Origin of the sequence: Thermococcus sp. M36 (assembly GCF_012027355.1) — an archaeon.
Taxonomy (GTDB): domain Archaea; phylum Methanobacteriota_B; class Thermococci; order Thermococcales; family Thermococcaceae; genus Thermococcus.
The window spans coordinates 691,905-710,922 of sequence record NZ_SNUH01000001.1; the positions used below are offsets into that span (position 1 = coordinate 691,905).

At 51.8% G+C, this 19,018-nt stretch carries 23 protein-coding genes and 2 pseudogenes; 18 read left to right on the forward strand and 7 right to left on the reverse strand.

Annotated elements, in window-relative coordinates; all coding sequences use genetic code 11:
* Positions 1-111 precede the first annotated feature (111 nt).
* A complete protein-coding gene (locus tag E3E36_RS04005; RefSeq protein WP_167894051.1) occupies positions 112-900 on the forward strand; it encodes an extradiol dioxygenase in 789 nt (262 codons plus the stop codon).
* 7 nt (positions 901-907) lie between these two features.
* Here E3E36_RS04005 and E3E36_RS13175 read toward each other — a convergent pair.
* Positions 908-1,086, reverse strand: a pseudogene (locus tag E3E36_RS13175) (alanyl-tRNA editing protein); the annotation flags it as partial.
* Positions 1,087-1,281: 195 nt separating this feature from the next.
* On the opposite strand from E3E36_RS13175, the gene E3E36_RS04015 reads away from it, so the two are divergent.
* The gene (locus tag E3E36_RS04015) at positions 1,282-2,628 is read left to right on the forward strand and encodes a cyclic 2,3-diphosphoglycerate synthase (RefSeq protein ID WP_167894052.1); all 1,347 of its coding nucleotides are present in this window, start codon (positions 1,282-1,284) and stop codon (positions 2,626-2,628) included.
* Between the two features lie 90 nt (positions 2,629-2,718).
* Entirely contained in the window at positions 2,719-2,952 is a 234-nt protein-coding gene (locus tag E3E36_RS04020; RefSeq protein ID WP_167894763.1) for a PLDc N-terminal domain-containing protein, read from the forward strand.
* A gap of 5 nt (positions 2,953-2,957) precedes the next feature.
* Here E3E36_RS04020 and E3E36_RS04025 read toward each other — a convergent pair whose 3' ends face one another.
* Positions 2,958-3,833 (reverse strand): endoglucanase, encoded by an 876-nt coding sequence (locus E3E36_RS04025; protein ID WP_167894053.1) that lies wholly within the window; start codon positions 3,831-3,833, stop codon positions 2,958-2,960.
* Positions 3,834-4,015: 182 nt separating this feature from the next.
* Between E3E36_RS04025 and E3E36_RS13335 the strand changes: the two are divergent.
* From E3E36_RS13335 to E3E36_RS04065, 8 genes and pseudogenes are all read left to right on the forward strand, one after another.
* Positions 4,016-4,675 (forward strand): annotated as a pseudogene (locus E3E36_RS13335) (DUF6544 family protein).
* Positions 4,617-4,799 carry a DUF6920 family protein gene (locus tag E3E36_RS04035; RefSeq protein WP_167894055.1) on the forward strand — a complete coding sequence of 61 codons (183 nt, stop codon included), beginning with the start codon at positions 4,617-4,619 and terminating at the stop codon, positions 4,797-4,799. Before E3E36_RS13335 ends, E3E36_RS04035 begins: the two are co-directional and overlap by 59 nt.
* A gap of 773 nt (positions 4,800-5,572) precedes the next feature.
* Positions 5,573-5,833: a hypothetical protein gene (locus E3E36_RS04040; RefSeq protein ID WP_167894056.1), complete on the forward strand. Its 261-nt coding sequence runs from the start codon at positions 5,573-5,575 to the stop codon at positions 5,831-5,833.
* Positions 5,830-7,071: an MFS transporter gene (locus E3E36_RS04045; RefSeq protein WP_167894057.1), complete on the forward strand. Its 1,242-nt coding sequence runs from the start codon at positions 5,830-5,832 to the stop codon at positions 7,069-7,071. The genes E3E36_RS04040 and E3E36_RS04045 overlap by 4 nt, the downstream gene beginning before the upstream one ends.
* A 108-nt stretch (positions 7,072-7,179) precedes the next feature.
* Positions 7,180-7,668, forward strand: a complete 489-nt coding sequence (locus E3E36_RS04050) for an RDD family protein (protein ID WP_167894058.1) — start codon at positions 7,180-7,182, stop codon at positions 7,666-7,668.
* Positions 7,641-8,966, forward strand: coding sequence for an SDR family oxidoreductase (locus E3E36_RS04055; protein WP_206203472.1), 1,326 nt, complete (start codon positions 7,641-7,643; stop codon positions 8,964-8,966). The genes E3E36_RS04050 and E3E36_RS04055 overlap by 28 nt, the downstream gene beginning before the upstream one ends.
* 106 nt (positions 8,967-9,072) lie before the next feature.
* On the forward strand, positions 9,073-9,807 hold the full coding sequence (locus tag E3E36_RS04060; RefSeq protein WP_240911763.1) for a nucleotidyltransferase domain-containing protein: 735 nt from the start codon (positions 9,073-9,075) through the stop codon (positions 9,805-9,807).
* A 184-nt stretch (positions 9,808-9,991) separates the two neighbouring features.
* Positions 9,992-10,207 carry a DUF3795 domain-containing protein gene (locus E3E36_RS04065; protein WP_342764375.1) on the forward strand — a complete coding sequence of 72 codons (216 nt, stop codon included), beginning with the start codon at positions 9,992-9,994 and terminating at the stop codon, positions 10,205-10,207.
* A 3-nt stretch (positions 10,208-10,210) separates the two neighbouring features.
* Here the strand turns inward: E3E36_RS04065 and E3E36_RS04070 are convergent, their stop codons facing one another.
* On the reverse strand, positions 10,211-10,966 hold the full coding sequence (locus E3E36_RS04070; RefSeq protein WP_167894765.1) for an MBL fold metallo-hydrolase: 756 nt from the start codon (positions 10,964-10,966) through the stop codon (positions 10,211-10,213).
* Between the two features lie 187 nt (positions 10,967-11,153).
* On the opposite strand from E3E36_RS04070, the gene E3E36_RS04075 reads away from it, so the two are divergent.
* Positions 11,154-11,765: a hypothetical protein gene (locus E3E36_RS04075; RefSeq protein ID WP_167894061.1), complete on the forward strand. Its 612-nt coding sequence runs from the start codon at positions 11,154-11,156 to the stop codon at positions 11,763-11,765.
* Positions 11,766-11,949: 184 nt separating this feature from the next.
* Here the strand turns inward: E3E36_RS04075 and E3E36_RS04080 are convergent, their stop codons facing one another.
* From E3E36_RS04080 to E3E36_RS04090, 3 genes are read right to left on the reverse strand one after another with little or no spacing between them, the layout of a single operon-like run.
* Positions 11,950-12,363 (reverse strand): secondary thiamine-phosphate synthase enzyme YjbQ, encoded by a 414-nt coding sequence (locus tag E3E36_RS04080; protein WP_167894062.1) that lies wholly within the window; start codon positions 12,361-12,363, stop codon positions 11,950-11,952.
* Complete coding sequence (locus E3E36_RS04085; protein WP_240911764.1) at positions 12,314-12,652, reverse strand: VanZ family protein; 339 nt, start codon at positions 12,650-12,652, stop codon at positions 12,314-12,316. Before E3E36_RS04085 ends, E3E36_RS04080 begins: the two co-directional genes overlap by 50 nt.
* The gene (locus E3E36_RS04090; RefSeq protein WP_167894063.1) at positions 12,636-13,538 is read right to left on the reverse strand and encodes a thiamine-phosphate synthase family protein; all 903 of its coding nucleotides are present in this window, start codon (positions 13,536-13,538) and stop codon (positions 12,636-12,638) included. Before E3E36_RS04090 ends, E3E36_RS04085 begins: the two co-directional genes overlap by 17 nt.
* Before the next feature lie 127 nt (positions 13,539-13,665).
* Between E3E36_RS04090 and pyrB the strand changes: the two genes are divergently transcribed.
* From pyrB to E3E36_RS04105, 3 genes are all read left to right on the forward strand, one after another.
* Positions 13,666-14,592, forward strand: coding sequence for an aspartate carbamoyltransferase (gene pyrB / locus E3E36_RS04095; RefSeq protein WP_167894064.1), 927 nt, complete (start codon positions 13,666-13,668; stop codon positions 14,590-14,592).
* 5 nt (positions 14,593-14,597) lie between these two features.
* Positions 14,598-15,056 (forward strand): aspartate carbamoyltransferase regulatory subunit, encoded by a 459-nt coding sequence (pyrI, locus tag E3E36_RS04100; protein ID WP_167894065.1) that lies wholly within the window; start codon positions 14,598-14,600, stop codon positions 15,054-15,056.
* 64 nt (positions 15,057-15,120) lie between these two features.
* The gene (locus tag E3E36_RS04105; RefSeq protein ID WP_240911809.1) at positions 15,121-16,356 is read left to right on the forward strand and encodes a D-glucuronyl C5-epimerase family protein; all 1,236 of its coding nucleotides are present in this window, start codon (positions 15,121-15,123) and stop codon (positions 16,354-16,356) included.
* Here E3E36_RS04105 and E3E36_RS04110 read toward each other — a convergent pair.
* Entirely contained in the window at positions 16,327-16,911 is a 585-nt protein-coding gene (locus E3E36_RS04110; RefSeq protein ID WP_167894767.1) for a hypothetical protein, read from the reverse strand. The genes E3E36_RS04105 and E3E36_RS04110 overlap by 30 nt on opposite strands.
* Positions 16,912-17,026: 115 nt before the next feature.
* On the opposite strand from E3E36_RS04110, the gene E3E36_RS04115 reads away from it, so the two are divergent.
* From E3E36_RS04115 to E3E36_RS04125, 3 genes are read left to right on the forward strand one after another with little or no spacing between them, the layout of a single operon-like run.
* The gene (locus E3E36_RS04115; RefSeq protein WP_167894067.1) at positions 17,027-17,827 is read left to right on the forward strand and encodes a hypothetical protein; all 801 of its coding nucleotides are present in this window, start codon (positions 17,027-17,029) and stop codon (positions 17,825-17,827) included.
* Positions 17,824-18,396 (forward strand): AAA family ATPase, encoded by a 573-nt coding sequence (locus tag E3E36_RS04120; protein ID WP_167894768.1) that lies wholly within the window; start codon positions 17,824-17,826, stop codon positions 18,394-18,396. The genes E3E36_RS04115 and E3E36_RS04120 overlap by 4 nt, the downstream gene beginning before the upstream one ends.
* Positions 18,393-18,989, forward strand: coding sequence for a hypothetical protein (locus E3E36_RS04125; RefSeq protein WP_167894068.1), 597 nt, complete (start codon positions 18,393-18,395; stop codon positions 18,987-18,989). Before E3E36_RS04120 ends, E3E36_RS04125 begins: the two co-directional genes overlap by 4 nt.
* The last annotated feature ends 29 nt before the right edge of the window (positions 18,990-19,018 follow it).

A 19,018-nucleotide genomic window follows, 5' to 3' on the forward strand; every position in this document is an offset into this window, starting at 1 on the left:
GTGTAAATGTTTATAAGCTTTACTCCGACTCAAAGTCCAGAAGGAAACAGCGAGGGGTAAAACCGGGCAAAACGTATAAACGGGAAAGGACACAGCAACACCGGTGATAGCATGCTCGTCGGGATCGGCCTGATGCCCCACGGGAACCCCGTTCTGAACCCAGAGGATGATGAAACAAAGAGGCTTGCTGAGGTTCTGAAAGGGATTGGAAAAGCTTTTTCTAAAGCAGACTCCTACGTCCTCATAAGCCCCCACAACGTCAGAATGAGCGAGCACCTCGGGATTGTCATGGCGGAGCACCTGATTTCATGGCTCGGCTTCGATGGGGTCGAACTTCCAGGGGAGTGGGAGACCGACAGAGAGCTGGCAGAGGAAATCTACCGGAAAGCCAAGGAGAGAGACTTTCCGGTCGTTGACCTCCACTTCGCCAGCAGGAGCGGGAAGTATTCGAGATGGCCTCTGAGCTGGGGCGAACTCATACCGCTCCAGTTCCTTGAAAGGAAACCACTGGTCCTCATGACCCCGGCGAGGAATCTTAGCAGGGAGATGCTAGTTAAGTTCGGCGAAACGCTTGGAGATGTCATCGAGGTAAGCGGGAAGAAAGCAGCGTTGATAATCAGCGCAGACCACGGACACGCACACGACGAGAACGGCCCCTACGGCTACAGGAAGGAGAGCGAGGAGTACGACGGGCTGATAATGGAGCTGATAAATGAGAACAGGCTTGATGAGCTCCCAAAAATTTCCGAAGAGCTGATAAGGAAAGCTTTGCCAGACAGCTACTGGCAGATGCTGATAATGCTGGGCGTAATGCACCGCGTTAGGGTAAAGCTCATCGAGAGCGCCTACGCCTGTCCAACCTACTTCGGCATGGCGGGGGCGCTTTGGGTGAGGGAATGAGGGGACCTCAATCCATAACGTCGAAGCTGATCTCCAGCAGTTCCCTGCTCTTCCGGAACCTGACCTTCCAGATTTTTATTTCTCTGACTTCCCCCGTTGTTCCAGTGTGCTCCTCTTGCAGGCGTTGACGTTCCAGCCCTCGATGACGACAACCTTTAGGGTCGTTATCTCTTCGGGAATCGGGAAGTTAACCCCTGCGGTATTATCAACCCGGCTGGTAAATCCCGACGGGGAACACCCAGCGCCGTTTGAAGGTTTTTCAGTCCATCCATGTCCGCACCGAATAAACCACGCAATAAGCTTGCATTGTTAAACAAAAACCGTTATAAATGCCAAAAACGATACACCAGTGCCGAATTGAAAGCTTTTGGGGGGGTTGAGATGACCGAAAAGAGGAGGAAGAGGGTTCTTATTCTTGGAGCCGCCGGAAGGGACTTCCACAACTTCAATGTGTTCTTCCGCGACAACCCAGAGTACGAGGTTGTAGCTTTTACCGCGACCCAGATCCCTGACATCGAGGGCAGACTCTACCCGCCCGAGCTCGCCGGAGAGCTCTATCCGAACGGGATCCCGATATGGAGTGAGGACGACCTTGAGAAGATCATCAAGGAGCACAACATCGATATCGTCGTCTTCGCCTACTCCGACGTCTCCCACGAGCACGTCATGCACCTCGCCAGCAGGGCCCACAGCGCTGGTGCCGACTTCTGGCTCCTCGGTCCAAAGAGCACCATGATAAAGAGCACCAAGCCGGTCATAGCGGTCACCGCCGTCAGAACCGGCTGTGGAAAGAGCCAGACCAGCAGAAAGGTGGCCCAGATCCTCCAGGAAATGGGCTACAAGGTCGTTGCCATCAGACACCCGATGCCCTACGGCGACCTCAGGAAGCAGATCGTCCAGCGCTTCGCCAGCTACGAGGATCTCGACAAGCACGAGTGCACCATCGAGGAGAGGGAAGAGTACGAGCCCTACATCGACAGGGGCATGGTTGTCTATGCAGGCGTTGACTACGAGAAGATCCTCCGCGAGGCCGAGAAAGAAGCTGACATAATCCTCTGGGACGGCGGAAACAACGACTTCCCGTTCTACGAACCAGACCTCTGGATAGTCGTCACCGACCCGCACAGGCCTGGCCACGAGCTCAAGTACCACCCAGGTGAGACCAACTTCAGGGCTGCCGATGTCATAATCATCAACAAGATAGACACCGCCAACAGGGACGACATCCAGAAGGTCAGGGAGAGCATCGAGAAGGTTAACCCGAACGCCATCGTCATCGACGGCGCCTCACCGCTCTACGTGGACAAGCCGGAGCTCATCAAGGGCAAGCGCGTTCTCGTCGTCGAGGACGGTCCGACCCTCACCCACGGCGGCATGAAGTACGGTGCTGGCTACATCGCCGCCAAGAAGTATGGCGCCAAGGAGATAATCGACCCGAGGCCCTATGCCGTCGGCTCAATAATTGACACCTACAAGAAGTACAGCCACCTTGACGTCATCCTGCCGGCTATGGGCTACGGCGCCAAGCAGATCAAGGAGCTTGAGGAGACCATCAACAGGGCTGACGCTGACGTCGTCATCATGGGTACTCCCATCGACCTCCGCCGCGTCATGAAGCTCAACAAGCCGGCCGTCAGGGTCAGGTACGAGCTTGAGGAGATCGGCGAGCCGAAGCTCAAGGACATCCTCAAGGAGTTCGTCGAGAAGTGCGAGAAGCTCAAGAAGTGAGCTTCTTAATTTCCTGTTTTCTTTTCTATACTTCAGACAGAGAGTAATCCTTTTATAAAAAGAAGTCCACATAATTCATTGGTGATAGCTATGATTGGAGAAGGAATATTTTTCGCCATGTGGGGCTTTGGAATGGTTCTAGGAATCCTCGGCCTTATTGCCGTTGTCTGGGTAATCTACGACGTTCTGGCCAAGCAGAAGAGGATGCCCGATGTTGAGAAGATCATATGGATACTCGTTGCTTTCTTCCTCAACATAATAGGCGCAATAATCTACTACATCATAGTCAAGAGAGAGCACAAGTACGAGGAGGCAGGGGAGTAACACCCTTAAGGGGGTTCATTACCCCCTCTCATTTTAACATCGAATTCATATATCCACCACTCAAAGCTGGCGCTCCTTTTATAAGGGCTCCCAAACTCCGTTCCAATTTCCCAGTCTTCCAGATAAAGCTCCCCAAAGCTTTTAACTCTGCAGGGGTTTTCTTCAAAAACCTCTTCAGCCGCGGATAAAAATGGTACAATATCAAGTTCGACCTTCGCACTCTTAATAGGTTCCGTTAAGCGGAAAGTTATCAAATCCCACGGAAAAGCATTACAGTAGAGCCACACTTCCCATTCTGCTTCCATCAAAGTACCGTTCACAATCATCGGGACCTGTATAGTCTTAATTTCACTCCCCGCGGGCCTCAGGAGTGAATTTGAGTAGAGCCATACCATCAACTCCACGTCACCCTCTTTAACTCCTTCCGCTTTCTTCTCCGAGGTTATCCACGTTTCCATGGCCAAGTTTATGGGAAGATCCCTTTCGTGCCAGAGGAAGTATTCCAACGTTATCCTGAAACTTCCGATGTCCCTTACTTTTTCTGGGAGCTTTCCAGTGGTTCCATGCCCAGTCCATGGCTTATAGCCGTAAATAACCTCAGGATATCCATGAACGTAGTGCTGAGGCTCTTTCATCACGATATCGCTCAGATTTGCGTAAAACCTTATCGTATGGTTGCTTTTGTAATAAATCATTTCAGCGCTACCGTTGAACGTCTTGATGTTCCAAAAGTTGAGCTCCATTATAAGCTCGGTGCCGTTGTAGTCTATCCTTCTATTTGAGCCGGGCTCGGTTAGGACAATGGTTTCCCCTTCCCTCAGACAGCCGAGCAGTAAAGCCGAGAGAACCACCAAGATAACAAGCAGCGGCTTTATCCTCATGATAGATGCATACCTGCTGTGGACTTTCAAGTGAACATTTTCTAATATGTCAGATTAGGTATATAACCTTTGCCAGCAACGAACGTTGCAATTACATAAAAGAGGTTAGAAAGAAATGATGAAAAGCATATTAGTCGTGCTGGGTGTAGTTGTTATCCTTATTGTTTCAGTCTCCTTTCTCGGTGGTATTGCGTTCACCAAGAGGACAAGAGACGAGGCAAGGAAGCTTTTTGAAAATTAGTGAGTTAGAGAAATCCAAGATTGTTACCGAAGAAGAAATAAAGGATTTGCCCGAGCCTGTTCAAGGGTATTTAAGATATACCCAGGTCATAGGCAAGGAAAAAATTAACACTGTTAGGCTAAAACAGAGTGGACATTTCCGCATGAAGGAGGATCAAAGGTGGATGCCAATAACAGCGGAGCAGTATTTTAGCGTGGACTCCGCCGAGTTCATCTGGATGGCGGAAGTGAAGGCGGCCCCACTGCTGTAGATACATGCAAAGGATGAGTTTGTTGATGGCAAAGGCAATCTGGTGGTAAAACTCGTAGGGCTAATTACGGTTGTTGATGCGAAAGGAGACGAGATTGACCACGGAGAACTCTTGAGGTTTCTCGCCGAGTGCATCTGGTTCCCCGCAGCGTTTTAAAACGAGCACATCACATGGGAAGATACAGACAACACCTCAGCAAGAGCCACGATAACCCGTGAGAATGTTTCAGCTTCAGCAATCTTCTATTTCAATGAAAAGGGCGAAATAACTAGAATCACTACAAAACGGTACCATGGAAGTGAATGGAAAGTTCGTTTTAAGGGATTGGGAGGGGCAGATTGTGGAATATAACGAATTCAACGGCGTTACTGTCCCAAGCAGGGTCAACATAGTCTGGAAACTAGAAACAGGAGATTTCTGCTACGACCAGATTGAGATCGTGGACATTGAGTATAATGTCCCCTCCGCCTACTGATGGATCTGAATCTTCATTACTTTTTAACTTTAACAATTCCTGAACCAAATGAAGGTTTTATATTTCCGGCAGGTTCTCAGTCTGTCTAAGTAATACAAGGGGAGCACAAAGGGCCCACTGGTATTGCTGAGGACATTAGGAGAAGGGTTCCACAGCATGATACCTTAGAGATATACAACATCCACATCTTCAGTGCTTGGGGAGGATCGGCTCCCTGGGGATAATTCCAAGAAAATTCACCATTTTAGGCATGTCCAGATCCAAGGAAGGCACTACACATTTGATCTATGGGAGATTTCTGCTGTTGGGATGTTTTGAGAAGGGATGAGCCACTCCGCAAACTGCAAAGGTGGAGGTTATGTTTCATGTGAGCTCGCTGTGACCTCTGGAAAACTGGGCTCTGAACTGAGATGTTCCATAAACTGTCACATCCACAGAGCCTGACAGAGAAAGTAGTAACCGATAAGTTTTTAAACCCCCGTGAGGTTGAGTACATAAAAGTGTACTACAAAAATCTGTACTTGACATGGAAGGGAAGTACATCATATCATACATGGCATGGAAGCGGCACTTGAAAGCTGGAGGTGGAGAAAATGTTTGATTTCGAGGCTCTGAAGTTTTGGAAAAAGGTCGGACGCAATGAGGGCGAAGTCATGAGGGAGTGGGCGTTCAAAGAGGCCCACGAAGTCAGCAACAGATGGTGAACAGCACCGTTTCATTTTTTACTCCCCATATGGGGAACCCCCTAAAATCAGCACCAAATCCTGCTGGGGATGGAAAAGATGCCACATATCGGAACCGAATTTGGCGCCTTCTGGGCGATGTGGGTAATAGGACTGACGGCCACCGCGTGGATAATCCTTGACATCATCGTAAGGCAGAAGACCATGTCCCGCGGCGAGAAAACGGTGTGGGCACTGGCGGCGATATTGCTGAACCTCCCAGTCGTTCCAGTCATTGCAGGATCCATAGGCAAGCTGTGTCTGGCGTTGGTTTACTACCTTGTTTCTAGGAAAGGGGGCAAAACAAAATGAGGCTCAACAGAAACTTCTGGCTCTATGCCATAGGCCGTTTTATTTCTCAGGTTGGGTGGGCTGTGCAGAACGTTGCCCTTCCTCTGTACGTTCTTGATACTACGAAAAGCGGTGCGATGATGAGCGTTTTTCTTATGGCAGGGATGATTCCGAGCCTGATACTCTCCCCAATAGCGGGCGTTGTCGGGGACAGATACAACAGAAAAGCCATTATGGTTTGGCTTGACATAGCCCGAGGTATTCTGCTCCTTGGAATTGTGCTTTTCGGATTTTTGAACTTGAATGCACTTCTGGTGGCACAGGTGTTAATGAGCATAATGGGGACATTCTTCGGAACTGCAACGAGCGCCATGTTTGCAGACCTCGTGGAAAAGGACGAATTGGCCAAGGCAACATCAACAGTCCAGTCGCTCTCAATAGTCGCCAGAATATCCGGGCCCCTTCTGGGTGGAATAATTTACGCCCTTGGTGGCATTGAACTCGCGATACTCATAAACGGGTTCTCTTTCCTTGGCTCGGGACTGTTCGAGGTGTTCATAGAGTACAGATGGCAGACCAGAAAACTCAGTAATCTAGGAGAGGTTAAAAAAGACCTGCTGGAGGGTGTGGCTTTCCTCAGGGACAACAAGCCGTTGAAGCTCATAATGGGCTACGCCCTGATGATAAACTTCCTGCTGACACCCGCGCTGACTGTGGTTCTGCCATACGTGTACAGGATAGAGATAGGATTCACATCGGAACAGTTCGGTGCCCTGCAGACGGCGTTCATGGTTGGAATGCTCTTGGGCAACGGCATCATAATGGCAAAGCTCGGCAGCAGGGCTGAAAAGCTACTGTTCAAAGCGCTCTTTATTGAGGTCGGGTTATTCATAGTGCTGGCTCTCCTCGTCTCCCCAGTGGTAGCGTTTAGTGCATCGGTACTGTTTTTAATCTTCACTGGAATGAATGTCGTATGGGGAGCATCGAACGCACTCGTAAACGTGCCGTTTTTCACGAAAATGCAGAAGCTTGTGCCGAGCGAGCTGAGGGGCAGAGTGTTTTCAGTGTTTGAGCTTCTGGCACAGGCGTTAGTACCAGTAGGTGTGGCAATTGCCGGCACGGCACTCGATTATTTCGCCCCATATTCAATCCTGCTCACATCGGGGACCGTCGGGTTCGCCGTGACGGTGTACTACTTCCTGAAGCACGAGAAGACGATAATCTCCGCAGGGATGGAAACGGGCGAGCCAGTTGCATGAAGAGTGATTCGGGGCGAGATCACTGAGAATCTGAGAAATAGGTCTGTGGCGGGGGTTTTGATTTCACAGCCCCGCACTCCTGAATTAATCCGGATGGGAGGGAAGAAGATGGAAGTTGAATACCAGGGGGTATTTAGAAGGACGCTCGCATATATAGTGGACAGCATTGTCCTGTTCTCACTTTTTGGGACGGCGCACTTTCTCATCTTCGGCACCTGGGTAAGGCATCCGCCAGATATGAAAGGACTGCTAACGACGCATCCCGTCTGCCTGCTCTATCTGGGGTTGTATCTGGGCTACTTCACGGTGCTTGAAGGAACAATGGGCTTCACGATAGGGAAGCGAGTGCTGGGGATTATGGTGCAGAAAGAAAACGGTGAGCCCTGTGGCATGCGTGAAGCGCTCATAAGAAACCTCCTCCGGGCGGTGGACGGGATTGCTTCATATCTAGTTGGAGTCCTGCTCATCGCAACATCAAGGAAGAAGCAGCGGTTTGGGGACATAGTTGCCAAAACTGTCGTTGTAAAAGGTGATTGGGAAAATAAACCGAACATCTGGAGGTCGTTAATGTGCCATATGAAAAACTGGAAATCATGAGTCTGTCTAAGGGCGAGCTCTCCGGAAAGGTTGCGCTCATCACGGGTGCAGGGCGCGGTATCGGTAAGGAGCTCGCAAGAGCTTTGGGATGGCTTGGTGCATATGTTATTATTGCCGAGATTTCCGAATCGGGAGCTGAGGTTGAAGAGCTGATCCGTTCGGAGGGTGGCAAAGCGCTGTACATAAGAACCGACGTTTCCGATGAGGGGAGCATCAAGGAACTCGCAGAGAGAGTTTTTGAAGAGTTCGACGGGGTAGACATCCTGGTTCACAATGCCGCTGTAGTGAAGACCGGTTCAATACTGAATGCATCCATCGATGATTGGGACACCTCGTGGAAAGTTAACGTTAGGGGTGCAGTTCTGCTAACAAAGGCCTTTTTACCCGGTATGATGAAAAGAGGAGAGGGAACCATTGTAGCAATGACTTCTGAGGAAGGAATGCCTTACGTAGCGGCATATTCATCATCCAAAGCTGCCCTAAGTTCATTTGGGCTCTCCTTAGCTGCCGAACTGGGTGAAGACTCTGGCGTGTCCGTCTTCGTCTTTGCTCCGGGAATGGTGGATACGCCCGGGATAAGGAGCGCCGCCCGTGAGCTGGCTCCCCTCTACGGCATGACATATGATGAGTTCATCAACCAACCCCTAAACCCCGGCTATGACGGCCCCATGCCCGCCGAGGACTGTGCGGCGGGTCTCGCTTACTGCATCGTTCACGCGGAAAACTATCACGGGCAGGTGGCCGACCCATTCCATCCTCTCGCCGGTGCGGGTCTACTGGAACTCCCCAACCAATCGGAAACTGTGGCCAACGCAGAGGCCGTTGCTCCGAGGGATGATACACCAGGCAGAAAAACGGTACTTGAACTAGCCCGGGAGCTGAAGGAAATCATGGAAGATGTGGAAAAAGAGACTAATGAACTCAACAGATTCGCAAGGATGTGGGTCAAGAGGATATTCAAGCAAAGAACCGGGATGGGCATCAAAGAGTGGCTCAGTGCGGTTGACGACCCGATATTGGAACTTCAGGAGCTGGAGATGGGAGCAAGAGCGAGCGATGGAACAAAGATAGAGCAAATTGGTGCAAAACTTCCATGGATGACGGAACACCTTGAAAGGTTGGCGAACAACTTCAAGCAAAACATGGAGGACGTAAAAGTATTCATCAAAGACCCCGAGGCCTTGCTAGCAAGACACGACCGGATAGTCGTATTTGAGCGACAAGAGCAGTGTTATGACGAGAAAAAAACTGCACATTATAAACAGAGGGCATGTCACAGGAGCTACTGCATACAATGAGCTGAGGAGACATATATTGAAGGTTTTAAGCACCATGAAAACGATAAGGTAAATGGAGGGACTGAATTTGGAAAAGTTATCAAACAAAAACAACTGGCAATTCGCTTTGGAAATTTTTCTTAAAGAATGGAAGGAGAAAGACTTTGTTGAGGCTGCTCTGCTCACGGGGAGCCATGCAACGGGTATGGAAACAGTGCACTCGGACGTTGATGTCTACATCATCCTCTCAGAGGATGTCAGGTGGCGCGAGAGGGGAAACAAGGTTATCGACGGTGTTTTAATAGAATACTTCGCAAACCCGCCCCGGCAGATTAAACACTACTTCGAAAAGGAACATGAGGAGGGCAGCAGGTGCACGGCAAGGATAGTGGCAATCGGAAAGGTGCTCTTCGATAAAACCGGCATCACAGAGGAGCTCAAAAAAGAGGCCTTGGAGTACATGAGAAAGCCCTTTGAGAGGCCAGATGGCGTTTGGGTCGAGATTGCAAAGTACGGCCTATGGGACCACCTCGACAGCGTAAAGGACGCGAAGGAGAGGAACGACCCGAGCTTTTCCCATCTGTACCATATTGCCATCAACGAGACCCTTAGAATTTACTCAAAATTCCTCTGCGTGGAAGGTCCTCCGGCGAGCAAGGCCTACCGCCTGTTCACCGAAGAAGGATTTAGAAAGGCATACCTCTTCGAGCCGTTCCCCGATGAGAGGTTTGTTGAACTGTTCCTGAAGGCAATGAGGAATGAGGAAGTTGAAGCGCTTGAGGAGCTCATCTCCCATGTCTTTGAAAAGATGGGAGGGTTTGATATCGACGGCTGGCGTTTAAGGACAAAAACGGAGGTTTAAGTGCATTCCCCTAGAAAGGGGAAGTTTAAATGGAGAATTAAACAAAAATTAAAAATCCAAAGGAGGCATCGTTATGGAAAAAATTATTGGAGTATGCGGGTGTGTATGCAGCAACTGTGAAATGTATGGAAATGAGTGTGGAGGATGCTATATCGTAGAAGGCGGACCGTGCTGGCTGCACGAGGTGGGGCTCAAGGTATGCGATTTTTATGAGTGCTGCGTGCTCGATAAAGGGCTGGAGCACTGCGGGCAGTGCGGGGAAATTCCATGCGACAGGTTCTGGAAGAACAAGGCCCCCACATTGACGGAAGAAGAGCACAGGAGAATAGTGGAGGAGAGGGTCGCTCTACTTGAAGGGTTGGCGCAAAACATGTCTGACACATATTTTGCTAAGTATTGACATTTAAATCCGGACGTGCATAAAGTCCCTCGCCACCATGTACGGCTTCACCATCTCCTCGAGCTCCTCGTGCGTGTAGTTCGTGTGGCTTATGTGGGCAAAAACCGCCTTCTTTGCCCCGACCATCCGGGCCAGCTTCACAGCGTCATCAACCCCAAGATGAGCCTTCGGGATTGAACTCTTATGGGTCAAATCCGCCACGAGTAGGTCGGCGCCTCTCATCTCGCCCAGTGTCCTGCCATCAGTGAGGATTTCCGGCCCGGTGTCGCCGGTAATCACAATCTTTTTGCCCCCAATTTGAACTATAAACCCTCCTGCTACTTCTATTGGCTGATGAACAACTTTAAAATGGTAGACCCTAAAGCCAAAATCATACCACCTGTTGAATTCCAGCGGAAAGTACTCCCAGTTCCACCTGCTCTCCCCGACAAAGAGCTTTTGCAAGTATTTAGCCACCTCGAGGGTTTTAGGATGCCCGTAAAGCCTAATGTGCTTAAAAATCTGAAGTTCCGGAAGCCCACCTATGTGGTCAAAGTGGGCGTGGGTAATGAAAACATGCTCGATTTTTTCGTTCAAGTGTTCTAAATGGTAGTGCAGGTCTGGTGAGGGATCTATTAGTGCCCTAAGTTTGGAAATGTAGATTGAGAAGCGCGTTCTCCGGTATAATGGAAACTTCCTGGCTTTAGAACAGTTCTCGCAGTTGCATAGCGGTTTAGGAGTGCCGCTATAAACACCAGACCCCAATATAATAACCTCCATCACAAAAATCTCCATCCCATTCGTTCAGAAGCACTAAGTATCCAAGGATTATATACCTTTGCAGTGCCAGTATAGCCCATGCCATGTCAGCGAGGGGTTCGGCATGTCGCCAGGCCACAAACCGGAAGCCTTTTAGGGAGAAAGTCCAACTCCCTCCGCCCGGGGAGCACCGCCGAAGGCGGAGTCAATGAACTTGGGCGGGTTATTACCCCCTTTATTCTGCCAGGCTTTTGTGGTTGAACCTCAAAGAACTGGTTCTCCCAATATATTACCCTCCGGGAGGAGGGAAATGGCAGTTAAAACTGGCGAAAGGGCCAGTGAGTTGATTTCCCGGATAAAAGGATACGACGCCGATGTTAAATCTTTTGTTGGCATGGTTGTTGGGGTCTTTCTGCTCACAGGAGGGTTATTTTTCTTAGCAATAGATCTTGACAGCAGTTCTTGGGCCCCTGTGTTTGTGTTTGCCGCAATCATTCCCGCAGTTGGACTAATCATCCTTTTAATTGTCATCATGTTCCATACACATGCAGACCCCCAGGAATTTGTCGAAGCTTTTAAGATGGACAACAAGAGCAAAGATGTCTCTGAAATGGAGATTCTCGAGAAAGCTTACTCAACGTGCCGTCCTTTTGTAAAAGAGGGATTTGAATACTCCTTAGCATCCTGGTTGTTGCTAAGTATCTGGGCATCACTACTTGAAGTGGGTGCAACAACGGGGAACATTGCGATAAGAAACTGGTCAGCATTTGGTTTATGTTTTTTATTTCATCAACGGGAGCTCTGGTGGGTTTTGTTTTAACCGTCATCTTCTATCTCCGCAAGCGCTCCATAGAGAAGGCCCTCTTCGCCATCCAGCTCAAGAAGAGTGATAATGCTGAGCTCTCCATCAAGCTTTAGTCCATTTTTAAATTTTGAGAACTTCAATTTCTCAATCTTTATAAATGGTTGAGAACTGCGAATTCTCACGTTTTAAAAATAAAAGATCACTCCCCCACAACCTGCACCACGACTCTCCTGTGCCTCGGCCTGACGTCCAGCTCCACGAAGAAAATCTGCTGCCACGTTCCCCTTATAAGGCGACCATCTATAACCGGGAAGCACTCGCTCGCGCCCAGCAGAGTGGCCCTCAGGTGACTGTGGGCGTTGTCGTCAATCCTGTCGTGGAGGTAGCCGGCGCTTTTGGGGATGAGCTCCCTCAAAGCGCGCTTGAAGTCTTCGAGCAGGCCGAACTCATGCTCTATCGTGACTATCGCACCGGTGGCACCGGGCACGAAGACCAGAACCTGTCCGTTTTCTATTCCCGACTCCTCGACGATCCTCTCAACCTCACGGGTTATATCAATCAGGTCAATCTCTCCCTTCGTTTGAAACCTGAGTTCCCTCGTTATGACCTTCATGCCACCACCCGAGCAGGACTCCGGCTAAGAAACCTATTAGGTTTGCGGCCATGTCCATGAAGGAGAACGTCCTCCCGGGAACCAAGAGCTGGAGAAACTCGGTGAGAAAGGGGAGCGGAAGGAGGTAAAGCCAGCGGCCGGAGCCGATGAGCCCCAGAAGAAAAAACATCAATAGGTGAACCAGTTTGTCCCCGTTCTCCACAGGAGAGACCGGAACCCTCGGAAAAAGGTTCAAGAGCAGTAGAAAAACCAGATAGACCATTAAAAAGATATCATTCAGCTTTTTCAAGTGCTCTCACCAGCCGTCTGAGCTTATCGACGACCTCAAAGGGATCCCTGCCAAAGATGTATGTGAGCGGCTCGACGCCTAAACCCCCCTCATCCACGACGGTGTCGTAGGTTCCAGACTCAAAAACCGCCGCTATGGCTTTAACGGCCTCCTCTTCGGACAGACCACCCGTCTTCACCCTCGCGACCTTGAAACCGACAGACTCCAGAACCTCCTCGATGTCGCCGCCGTAGCGTATGTTCAGAACGCTCCTGATTTCGGGCCTTATCCTCCCGACTTCCACCAGTATGCCCGCTGTGAAGCTGCTCGCTCCGAACTCCGGGGGCAGGGCAAACATCCTGCCCCTGGCAGTTGTTATCCTGCCCGGAACGGCGGCCACATCTTCGGGGCCCCTCGGAGAGGACAGGGCGTAAGCAAAGTTGCTCCTGACCTCAGGAATGAGTGAGGGAAAGCCTTCAAGCCTCGTAAGCTCCCCAAGGGCCAGGTTGAGAACCTCAAGAACCTCGCCCCTGTCGCGCTGAACCGAGAACATCGAGCGGCAGGCATCTTCACTCACACCGGAATAATCCGCGTAGAACCTGCACAGAAAGCCACTCTGGAAGAGCTCGAAAAGGCGCCTCGCAGTGAGGACTATGACCTCTGACCTATTTCCCCCGAAAAGGATAACCTTAACTATCTCGTCCGCTATTGAATCGAGCTTTGCGGCAACTTCAGCAGGAGGCCTCTTGTACCTGCCGGAGAGATACTTGCTCACCATAGCCTGGGTTATGCCGAGGTACTCGGCTATCTGCGACTGCTTCATACCTTCACGGTAGAGGTTCTCTGCCACCCGTGCACGCAGATAGGGCATCAGCTCCTCGGCGATGTAAACGCTCGGCGTCCTCATGCTACCACCCTAAAACCGGGTTATTGAAATCTCGAACCGGGGTTTAAAGCGTTACTGGAAAGATATCAACATATTTATGTTAAAAAACGTTTAAAAACCCATCGATTTTTACACTAGAAGGGCTTTTATGGACTGGAAAGGACGCGACGTGATAAGCGTTAGGGACTTCTCGAAAGGGGACATCGAGTTCCTTTTGAAGGTCGCCGAAAGGCTTGAGGAAGAGCTCAAGAAGGGCCCGCTCGACTACGCGAGGGGAAAGATCCTGGCGACGCTCTTCTTCGAGCCATCAACAAGAACCAGATTGAGCTTCGAGAGCGCGATGCACCGCCTTGGCGGTTCGGTCATAGGATTTTCCTCCGCCTCGAGCACGAGCGTCAAGAAGGGGGAGAGTCTCGCGGACACCATAAAGACCGTCGAGCAGTACAGCGACGTAATTGTCATCAGACACCCGATGGAGGGCGCCGCGAGGCTCGCAGCAGAGGTGGCTGAAATTCCAGTCATCAACGCCGGCGACGGGAGCAACCAGCACCCAACTCAAACTTTGCTCGACCTCTACACCATAAAGCGAGCCTTCGGGGGGATAGACGGCCTGACCATCGGCCTTCTGGGAGACCTAAAGTACGGGAGAACCGTTCACAGCCTGGCAGAGGCTTTAGCGTTCTATGACGTCGAACTGTACCTCATCTCGCCAGAGCTTTTGAGGATGCCGAGGTACATCGTTGAGGAACTCCGCGGGAGGGGCTTAACCGTTCACGAAACGACGGATTTGGAGGGGACTATACCGGAGCTCGATGTCCTCTACGTGACGAGGATACAACGCGAGCGCTTCCCCGACGAAGAGGAGTACCTGAAGGTGAAGGGGAGCTACCAGGTGAACCTCTCCCTCCTTAAGAACGCCAAGGAGACGCTCAGGGTAATGCACCCGCTCCCAAGGGTTGACGAGATCCACCCCGAAGTGGACAGGACAGAGCACGCCCTTTACTTCAGGCAGGTTTTCTCGGGCGTGCCGGTCAGGATGGCTCTTCTTGGATTGGCGCTCGGAGTTTTGGGGTGATTCAGATGCCGGAGAGCCTTAAGATTGAGGTCATCCCCGAGGGGACCGTCATAGACCACATCCCAGCCGGAAAGTGGCTGAAAGTGGTCGAGATACTCGGCCTCACGAAGCCCAACGGCGGGACGCTGCTCATAGCTTCGAACGTTCCCAGCAAGAAACTCGGGAGAAAGGACATAGTCAAGGTCGAGGGGCGCTACCTGAGCGAGGAGGAGGTCAACAAGATAGCGCTGATAGCACCGATGGCGACCGTCAACATCGTGAGGGACTACAAGATAGTCGAGAAGTTCAAGGTCTCGATACCGGACGAGATAGTTGGAATCCTGACCTGCCCGAATCCGAACTGCGTCAGCAACCACGAGTACGTTCTTCCGAAGTTCAGGATAGAGAGCAGGGAACCCCTCAAGCTCCGCTGCCACTACTGCGAGAGGACCGTTGAGGGCGAGGAGATACTCGGGAACCTTTGATGACCATTATTTTTGATTTCGAAAAGTTTTTTAACTTTTTTTGATAGTTATGACTGTGAGTACTATGAGAAAAGTGGCTGTGTCAATTTTGGTTATTGTCATCGTTGTCATCTCAGGCTGTCTCGGGAACCATTCACAGAACGCCGGTACGGCTCTCCCCACCCACTCCGGGAGCAATCCCCCCGAAACCTCTCCTGCAGGAACCACCACGGTTGCCCCAACAGCACCTCCGGAAAGGCAGGACACAAGCGACCACGCCCTCCTTGCGTCACTATACCCGGAGCTGGAAAAAGAGCTGGAGCAGAACAGGATAATATCGTCCCTCCGGCCGGACGCGGGCTACACCGTCCGGGTCTTTGCGGGGATGGCGAGGGAGCGGCCCCTCACCCCGGCAGAGGTGGAGGTTCTCAGGGCAACCCTAAGGGCAAACAACTGCTACTTTTCAACCCATTCGCCACCAGAAAAAAGCTACCACGTCATCTCATTCTCAAAGGAGCGGCCCCTCGAAAGCGTTCCGTACATCGGATGCTCCAACTTCACCTCGATGCTGCCTTTCGTGTACTACAAGGGCAGGGGCTTCCAGTACTACCCAGTCACGGCCTCCAACTGGGCATACCACTACCTCAAAACGGGGCAGGTGAAGAGAGCTGAAGCACTCCTGAGCGAGATGCTGCCGCTCATGGATGAGGTCAACACGAGCCAAGGGAAAGCGGGCGTGTTCCGGGTCTACTTCTCACCACCAGAAGGCTCTCCGGTTCCCTGGACATCATCCTTCTCACAGGGCATGCTCGCCGGCCTCTACGCGTGGCTCTACAACGAGACCGGCAACGAGACGTACCTCAACGCCTCCAGGCTGCTCTTTAACTCCTTCTACATCCCGCTGAGAGACGGGGGATTCCTCAGGGAGACCGAATACGGTACGTGGTTCCTCGAATACCCGTACAGGCCCGGCTTCCTCGTCCTGAACGGCCACATAATCACGATGAAGGGCCTGTGGCTCTACTATCGCTTCACAGGCGACGAAAGGGCGCTTGAACTGTTCAACGAGGGACTGGAGAGCGTCAAGAAGGCCCTCCGGGACTGCGACACCGGTGAGTGGAGCCTCTACTCAGTGAACGGGCCGGAGGCGAGGGAGGACTACCACAGGCTCCACATAAGGCTCCTCGTCTGGCTCTATGCGCGGACGGGAGATGGTATCTTCCTGGAGTACGCTGAAAAGTGGAACGGCTACCTCGAAAAGAAAGGTCTGAAAAAGGAAAATATCAACGCGCTACTCCAGCAGGTGCGGTATGCGCCTTAGAACCGGTACAGCGGCTGCCAGCCCCACGAACACGTCAATGGCACTCTGAAGGGCGTTGGGCACCGCAATTGCGACCCAGAAGGGAACTCCAGTCCACGCCTCCACCGCACCGATAACCTGCTCCCGGGGAATTCCAAGCCACAGCGGAAGGGCAACGTAGTAGTTGAGAGCGACCATGAGGGGCACTCTGATAAGGAGACCGAGGACGTAGGCGGCCGCCGCATACGGGATCAGCCCCCTGACACCGGCCCTTCCGAACTCTGGCCTCAGGATGCGTCTTGATAGCTCCAAACCGGCGATAACCGAGAGTGTGGCTGTTGATTTCATCATGGCCCCGAGCCAGCTGGCGGGGGATACCATTGAAAGGCCCAGAAACAGCATCACGACCCCGGCAACACCACCACGGAAGCCCGTGATGAAATAGGCCACCACGAGGGGCACCGCAACGAGATCTATCTTCATGCCCCAAACAGTCGGGAGGTCCAGGGGGACGACGTCCAGGAGCAGGGACAGAGATAGAGTTATTCCAATCACGGCCACTTTCTTTGCGTTCATCACTACCACCGGCCACAAGTTTGTTCCATTTTTTATAAATTTTTGTTCCTATTTTGGAACAATATTGGGGCGAGAACCTTAAAAGCCAGACCCTTAACGGGAATTGGGAGGCACCATGTTCACTATTGACGAAATTTCGGAGCTGGTCAGGGAGATACGGCGTGGAAACGGTTTTCCCGACAGCCCCTTCAGGATAGATGAGGTCAGATACGACCCTGAAGGCGACAAACTCTTCATAATCACGCACGACAGAACGGACAAGAGCGTTGTGATAGGCAACAGCTTCGTCATCGGCAAGCTCCGTGAGAGGCTCGGTGTGAAGCAGCTGACGGTCTACTCCAACCTCGACCTGGAGGTAAAGAGGAGGAGGCTGGAGGAGGCAGAGAGGCTCGTGAAAGGCACGAAACTCGAGTTCCTGCTCCCTATAATCGAGGCCGAGAAGAGATTCCCTCCCAGAAAGTGGCCCGAGGTAAAAGGGGACACCAAAACGCTCGTTTTCCTGAGCTTCAACGCGAAGGCCTTAGTCGGCTTTGCCGAAAAGCTGAAGCTTCCCTATGGGGCCGTCGGGATTAAGTACGCGTTTCCAAAGCTGAACTATGAACCAGTTGAAGGCGAACCAAGGGAGGTCCTCTTCCCCGACGAGGAGAAGCTCGTGAGGATAGCTGAGGAGAAGAGGGCGGAGCTCATCTTAGCGGATTTCCCCTTCGGCCTGAGGTGGAAAGGTGAGATAGCCCTCCTCAACCCGTTCCGCTTTCTGCACATCGGCTTCTTCGAGCTTAAGTACCTCTTCGGCTTCGACAGGCCGGTGGTCTACGACAAAAAGGCCTTAATCGAGTTCGTTGTTAGTTTAACCTACGAAGGACTGATGGAGTCAACTGACGGGGCAAATCTAATCTGGAGGATGTGGAGAAAATGATAGTGGGCGTCGTTGGAAAGATAGCCGCTGGAAAGACGACTGTCGCGAAGTTCTTCGAGGAGAAAGGCTTCTGCAGGGTTTCCTGCAGCGATCCGCTGATAGACCTGCTCACCCACAACGTCTCGGAATACTCCTGGATCCCGGAACTGCCGGAGAAGGCAGAGCCCACCAGGGGCAGGCTCATCGAGTTCGGGAAGTACCTGAAGGAGAAATATGGCGAGGACATCCTCATAAGGCTGGCAGTGGATAAGATGCGGCACTGCCGGAACATCGTCATAGACGGCGTCCGCTCGGAGGGGGAGATAAAAGCTGTCAAGAGGCTTGGGGGAAAGGTTATCTACGTTGAGGCGAGGCCGGAGGTAAGGTTCGAGCGTCTGATGAAGAGAAAGGCGAGCAAGGATAAGAGCATAAAGAGCTTCGATGACTTCAAAGCTATGGACGACGCCGAGGAGAGGCTCTACCGCACGGGCGAGCTGAAGGGCCTGGCCGACTATGTAATAACCAACGAGGGGACGCTGGAAGAGTTGAGGGAGAAAGTTGGGGAGATAATTGAGGAGGTGATTGGGTGAACCTCCTCATCATAGCTCCCTGCCTCTTGAGTCCCTTCTACGTCTACCGCGGGCCGAAGGAGAAGGAGTACGAGACGGCAGGGCTTTTGAGGGAGCTGATTGGAGAGCTCGGCAAAGACTGGCAGGTTCTAGCCTATCCCTGCCCCGAGTACGAGCTTATAGGCTGGCCGAGGGCACCGGCGAGCAGGGAAGTTTACGAGAGGCTCGGGATGCGCGAGAGGGCAAAGATCATAGCGGACTTCATCGGAAGGGTTCTAACCGAGGAAAAGCCGGAAAAGGTCATTTTCCTAGGGGTCAAGGGCTCTCCGACCTGCGGGGTCTTCCACACCAGTTCGAGCGATCCAGATAGATATCCGTACCGCTCCATGCAGGAGTTTTTCTACCTGAGCAAAGAGGGGAGGATAAAGCGCTCGAAGGAGATAGTTGAGGGGCAGGGCTTCAGGCTGGTAAACCTGCCCGGGATACTCTTCGAGATACTAATGGCGAGGTTCCCGGAGGCTGAGTTTCTGGAGTTTGACAAGGGGAACCCGTTTGCCAGTATAAAAAGGGTCAAAAGGGCCACGGCCAGCGGCCGAAGCTCTCCTGATAACTGAGGAGGGCCCACCCAAATGGACAAAGACAG

Bases quoted from the DNA above. Each gene is read 5' to 3' on its own strand.
- pyrI (WP_167894065.1), top strand. From the start codon at position 14,598: ATGCCGGAGAGCCTTAAGATTGAGGTCATCCCCGAGGGGACCGTCATA.
- E3E36_RS04090 (WP_167894063.1), bottom strand. From the start codon at position 13,538: ATGAGGACGCCGAGCGTTTACATCGCCGAGGAGCTGATGCCCTATCTG.
- E3E36_RS04020 (WP_167894763.1), top strand. From the start codon at position 2,719: ATGATTGGAGAAGGAATATTTTTCGCCATGTGGGGCTTTGGAATGGTT.
- E3E36_RS04015 (WP_167894052.1), top strand. From the start codon at position 1,282: ATGACCGAAAAGAGGAGGAAGAGGGTTCTTATTCTTGGAGCCGCCGGA.
- pyrB (WP_167894064.1), top strand. From the start codon at position 13,666: ATGGACTGGAAAGGACGCGACGTGATAAGCGTTAGGGACTTCTCGAAA.
- E3E36_RS04025 (WP_167894053.1), bottom strand. From the start codon at position 3,833: ATGAGGATAAAGCCGCTGCTTGTTATCTTGGTGGTTCTCTCGGCTTTA.
- E3E36_RS04120 (WP_167894768.1), top strand. From the start codon at position 17,824: ATGATAGTGGGCGTCGTTGGAAAGATAGCCGCTGGAAAGACGACTGTC.
- E3E36_RS04035 (WP_167894055.1), top strand. From the start codon at position 4,617: ATGGAAGTGAATGGAAAGTTCGTTTTAAGGGATTGGGAGGGGCAGATT.
- E3E36_RS04110 (WP_167894767.1), bottom strand. From the start codon at position 16,911: ATGAACGCAAAGAAAGTGGCCGTGATTGGAATAACTCTATCTCTGTCC.
- E3E36_RS04005 (WP_167894051.1), top strand. From the start codon at position 112: ATGCTCGTCGGGATCGGCCTGATGCCCCACGGGAACCCCGTTCTGAAC.
- E3E36_RS04080 (WP_167894062.1), bottom strand. From the start codon at position 12,363: ATGAAGGTCATAACGAGGGAACTCAGGTTTCAAACGAAGGGAGAGATT.
- E3E36_RS04070 (WP_167894765.1), bottom strand. From the start codon at position 10,966: ATGGAGGTTATTATATTGGGGTCTGGTGTTTATAGCGGCACTCCTAAA.
- E3E36_RS04115 (WP_167894067.1), top strand. From the start codon at position 17,027: ATGTTCACTATTGACGAAATTTCGGAGCTGGTCAGGGAGATACGGCGT.
- E3E36_RS04105 (WP_240911809.1), top strand. From the start codon at position 15,121: ATGAGAAAAGTGGCTGTGTCAATTTTGGTTATTGTCATCGTTGTCATC.
- E3E36_RS04045 (WP_167894057.1), top strand. From the start codon at position 5,830: ATGAGGCTCAACAGAAACTTCTGGCTCTATGCCATAGGCCGTTTTATT.
- E3E36_RS04050 (WP_167894058.1), top strand. From the start codon at position 7,180: ATGGAAGTTGAATACCAGGGGGTATTTAGAAGGACGCTCGCATATATA.
- E3E36_RS04075 (WP_167894061.1), top strand. From the start codon at position 11,154: ATGAACTTGGGCGGGTTATTACCCCCTTTATTCTGCCAGGCTTTTGTG.
- E3E36_RS04040 (WP_167894056.1), top strand. From the start codon at position 5,573: ATGGAAAAGATGCCACATATCGGAACCGAATTTGGCGCCTTCTGGGCG.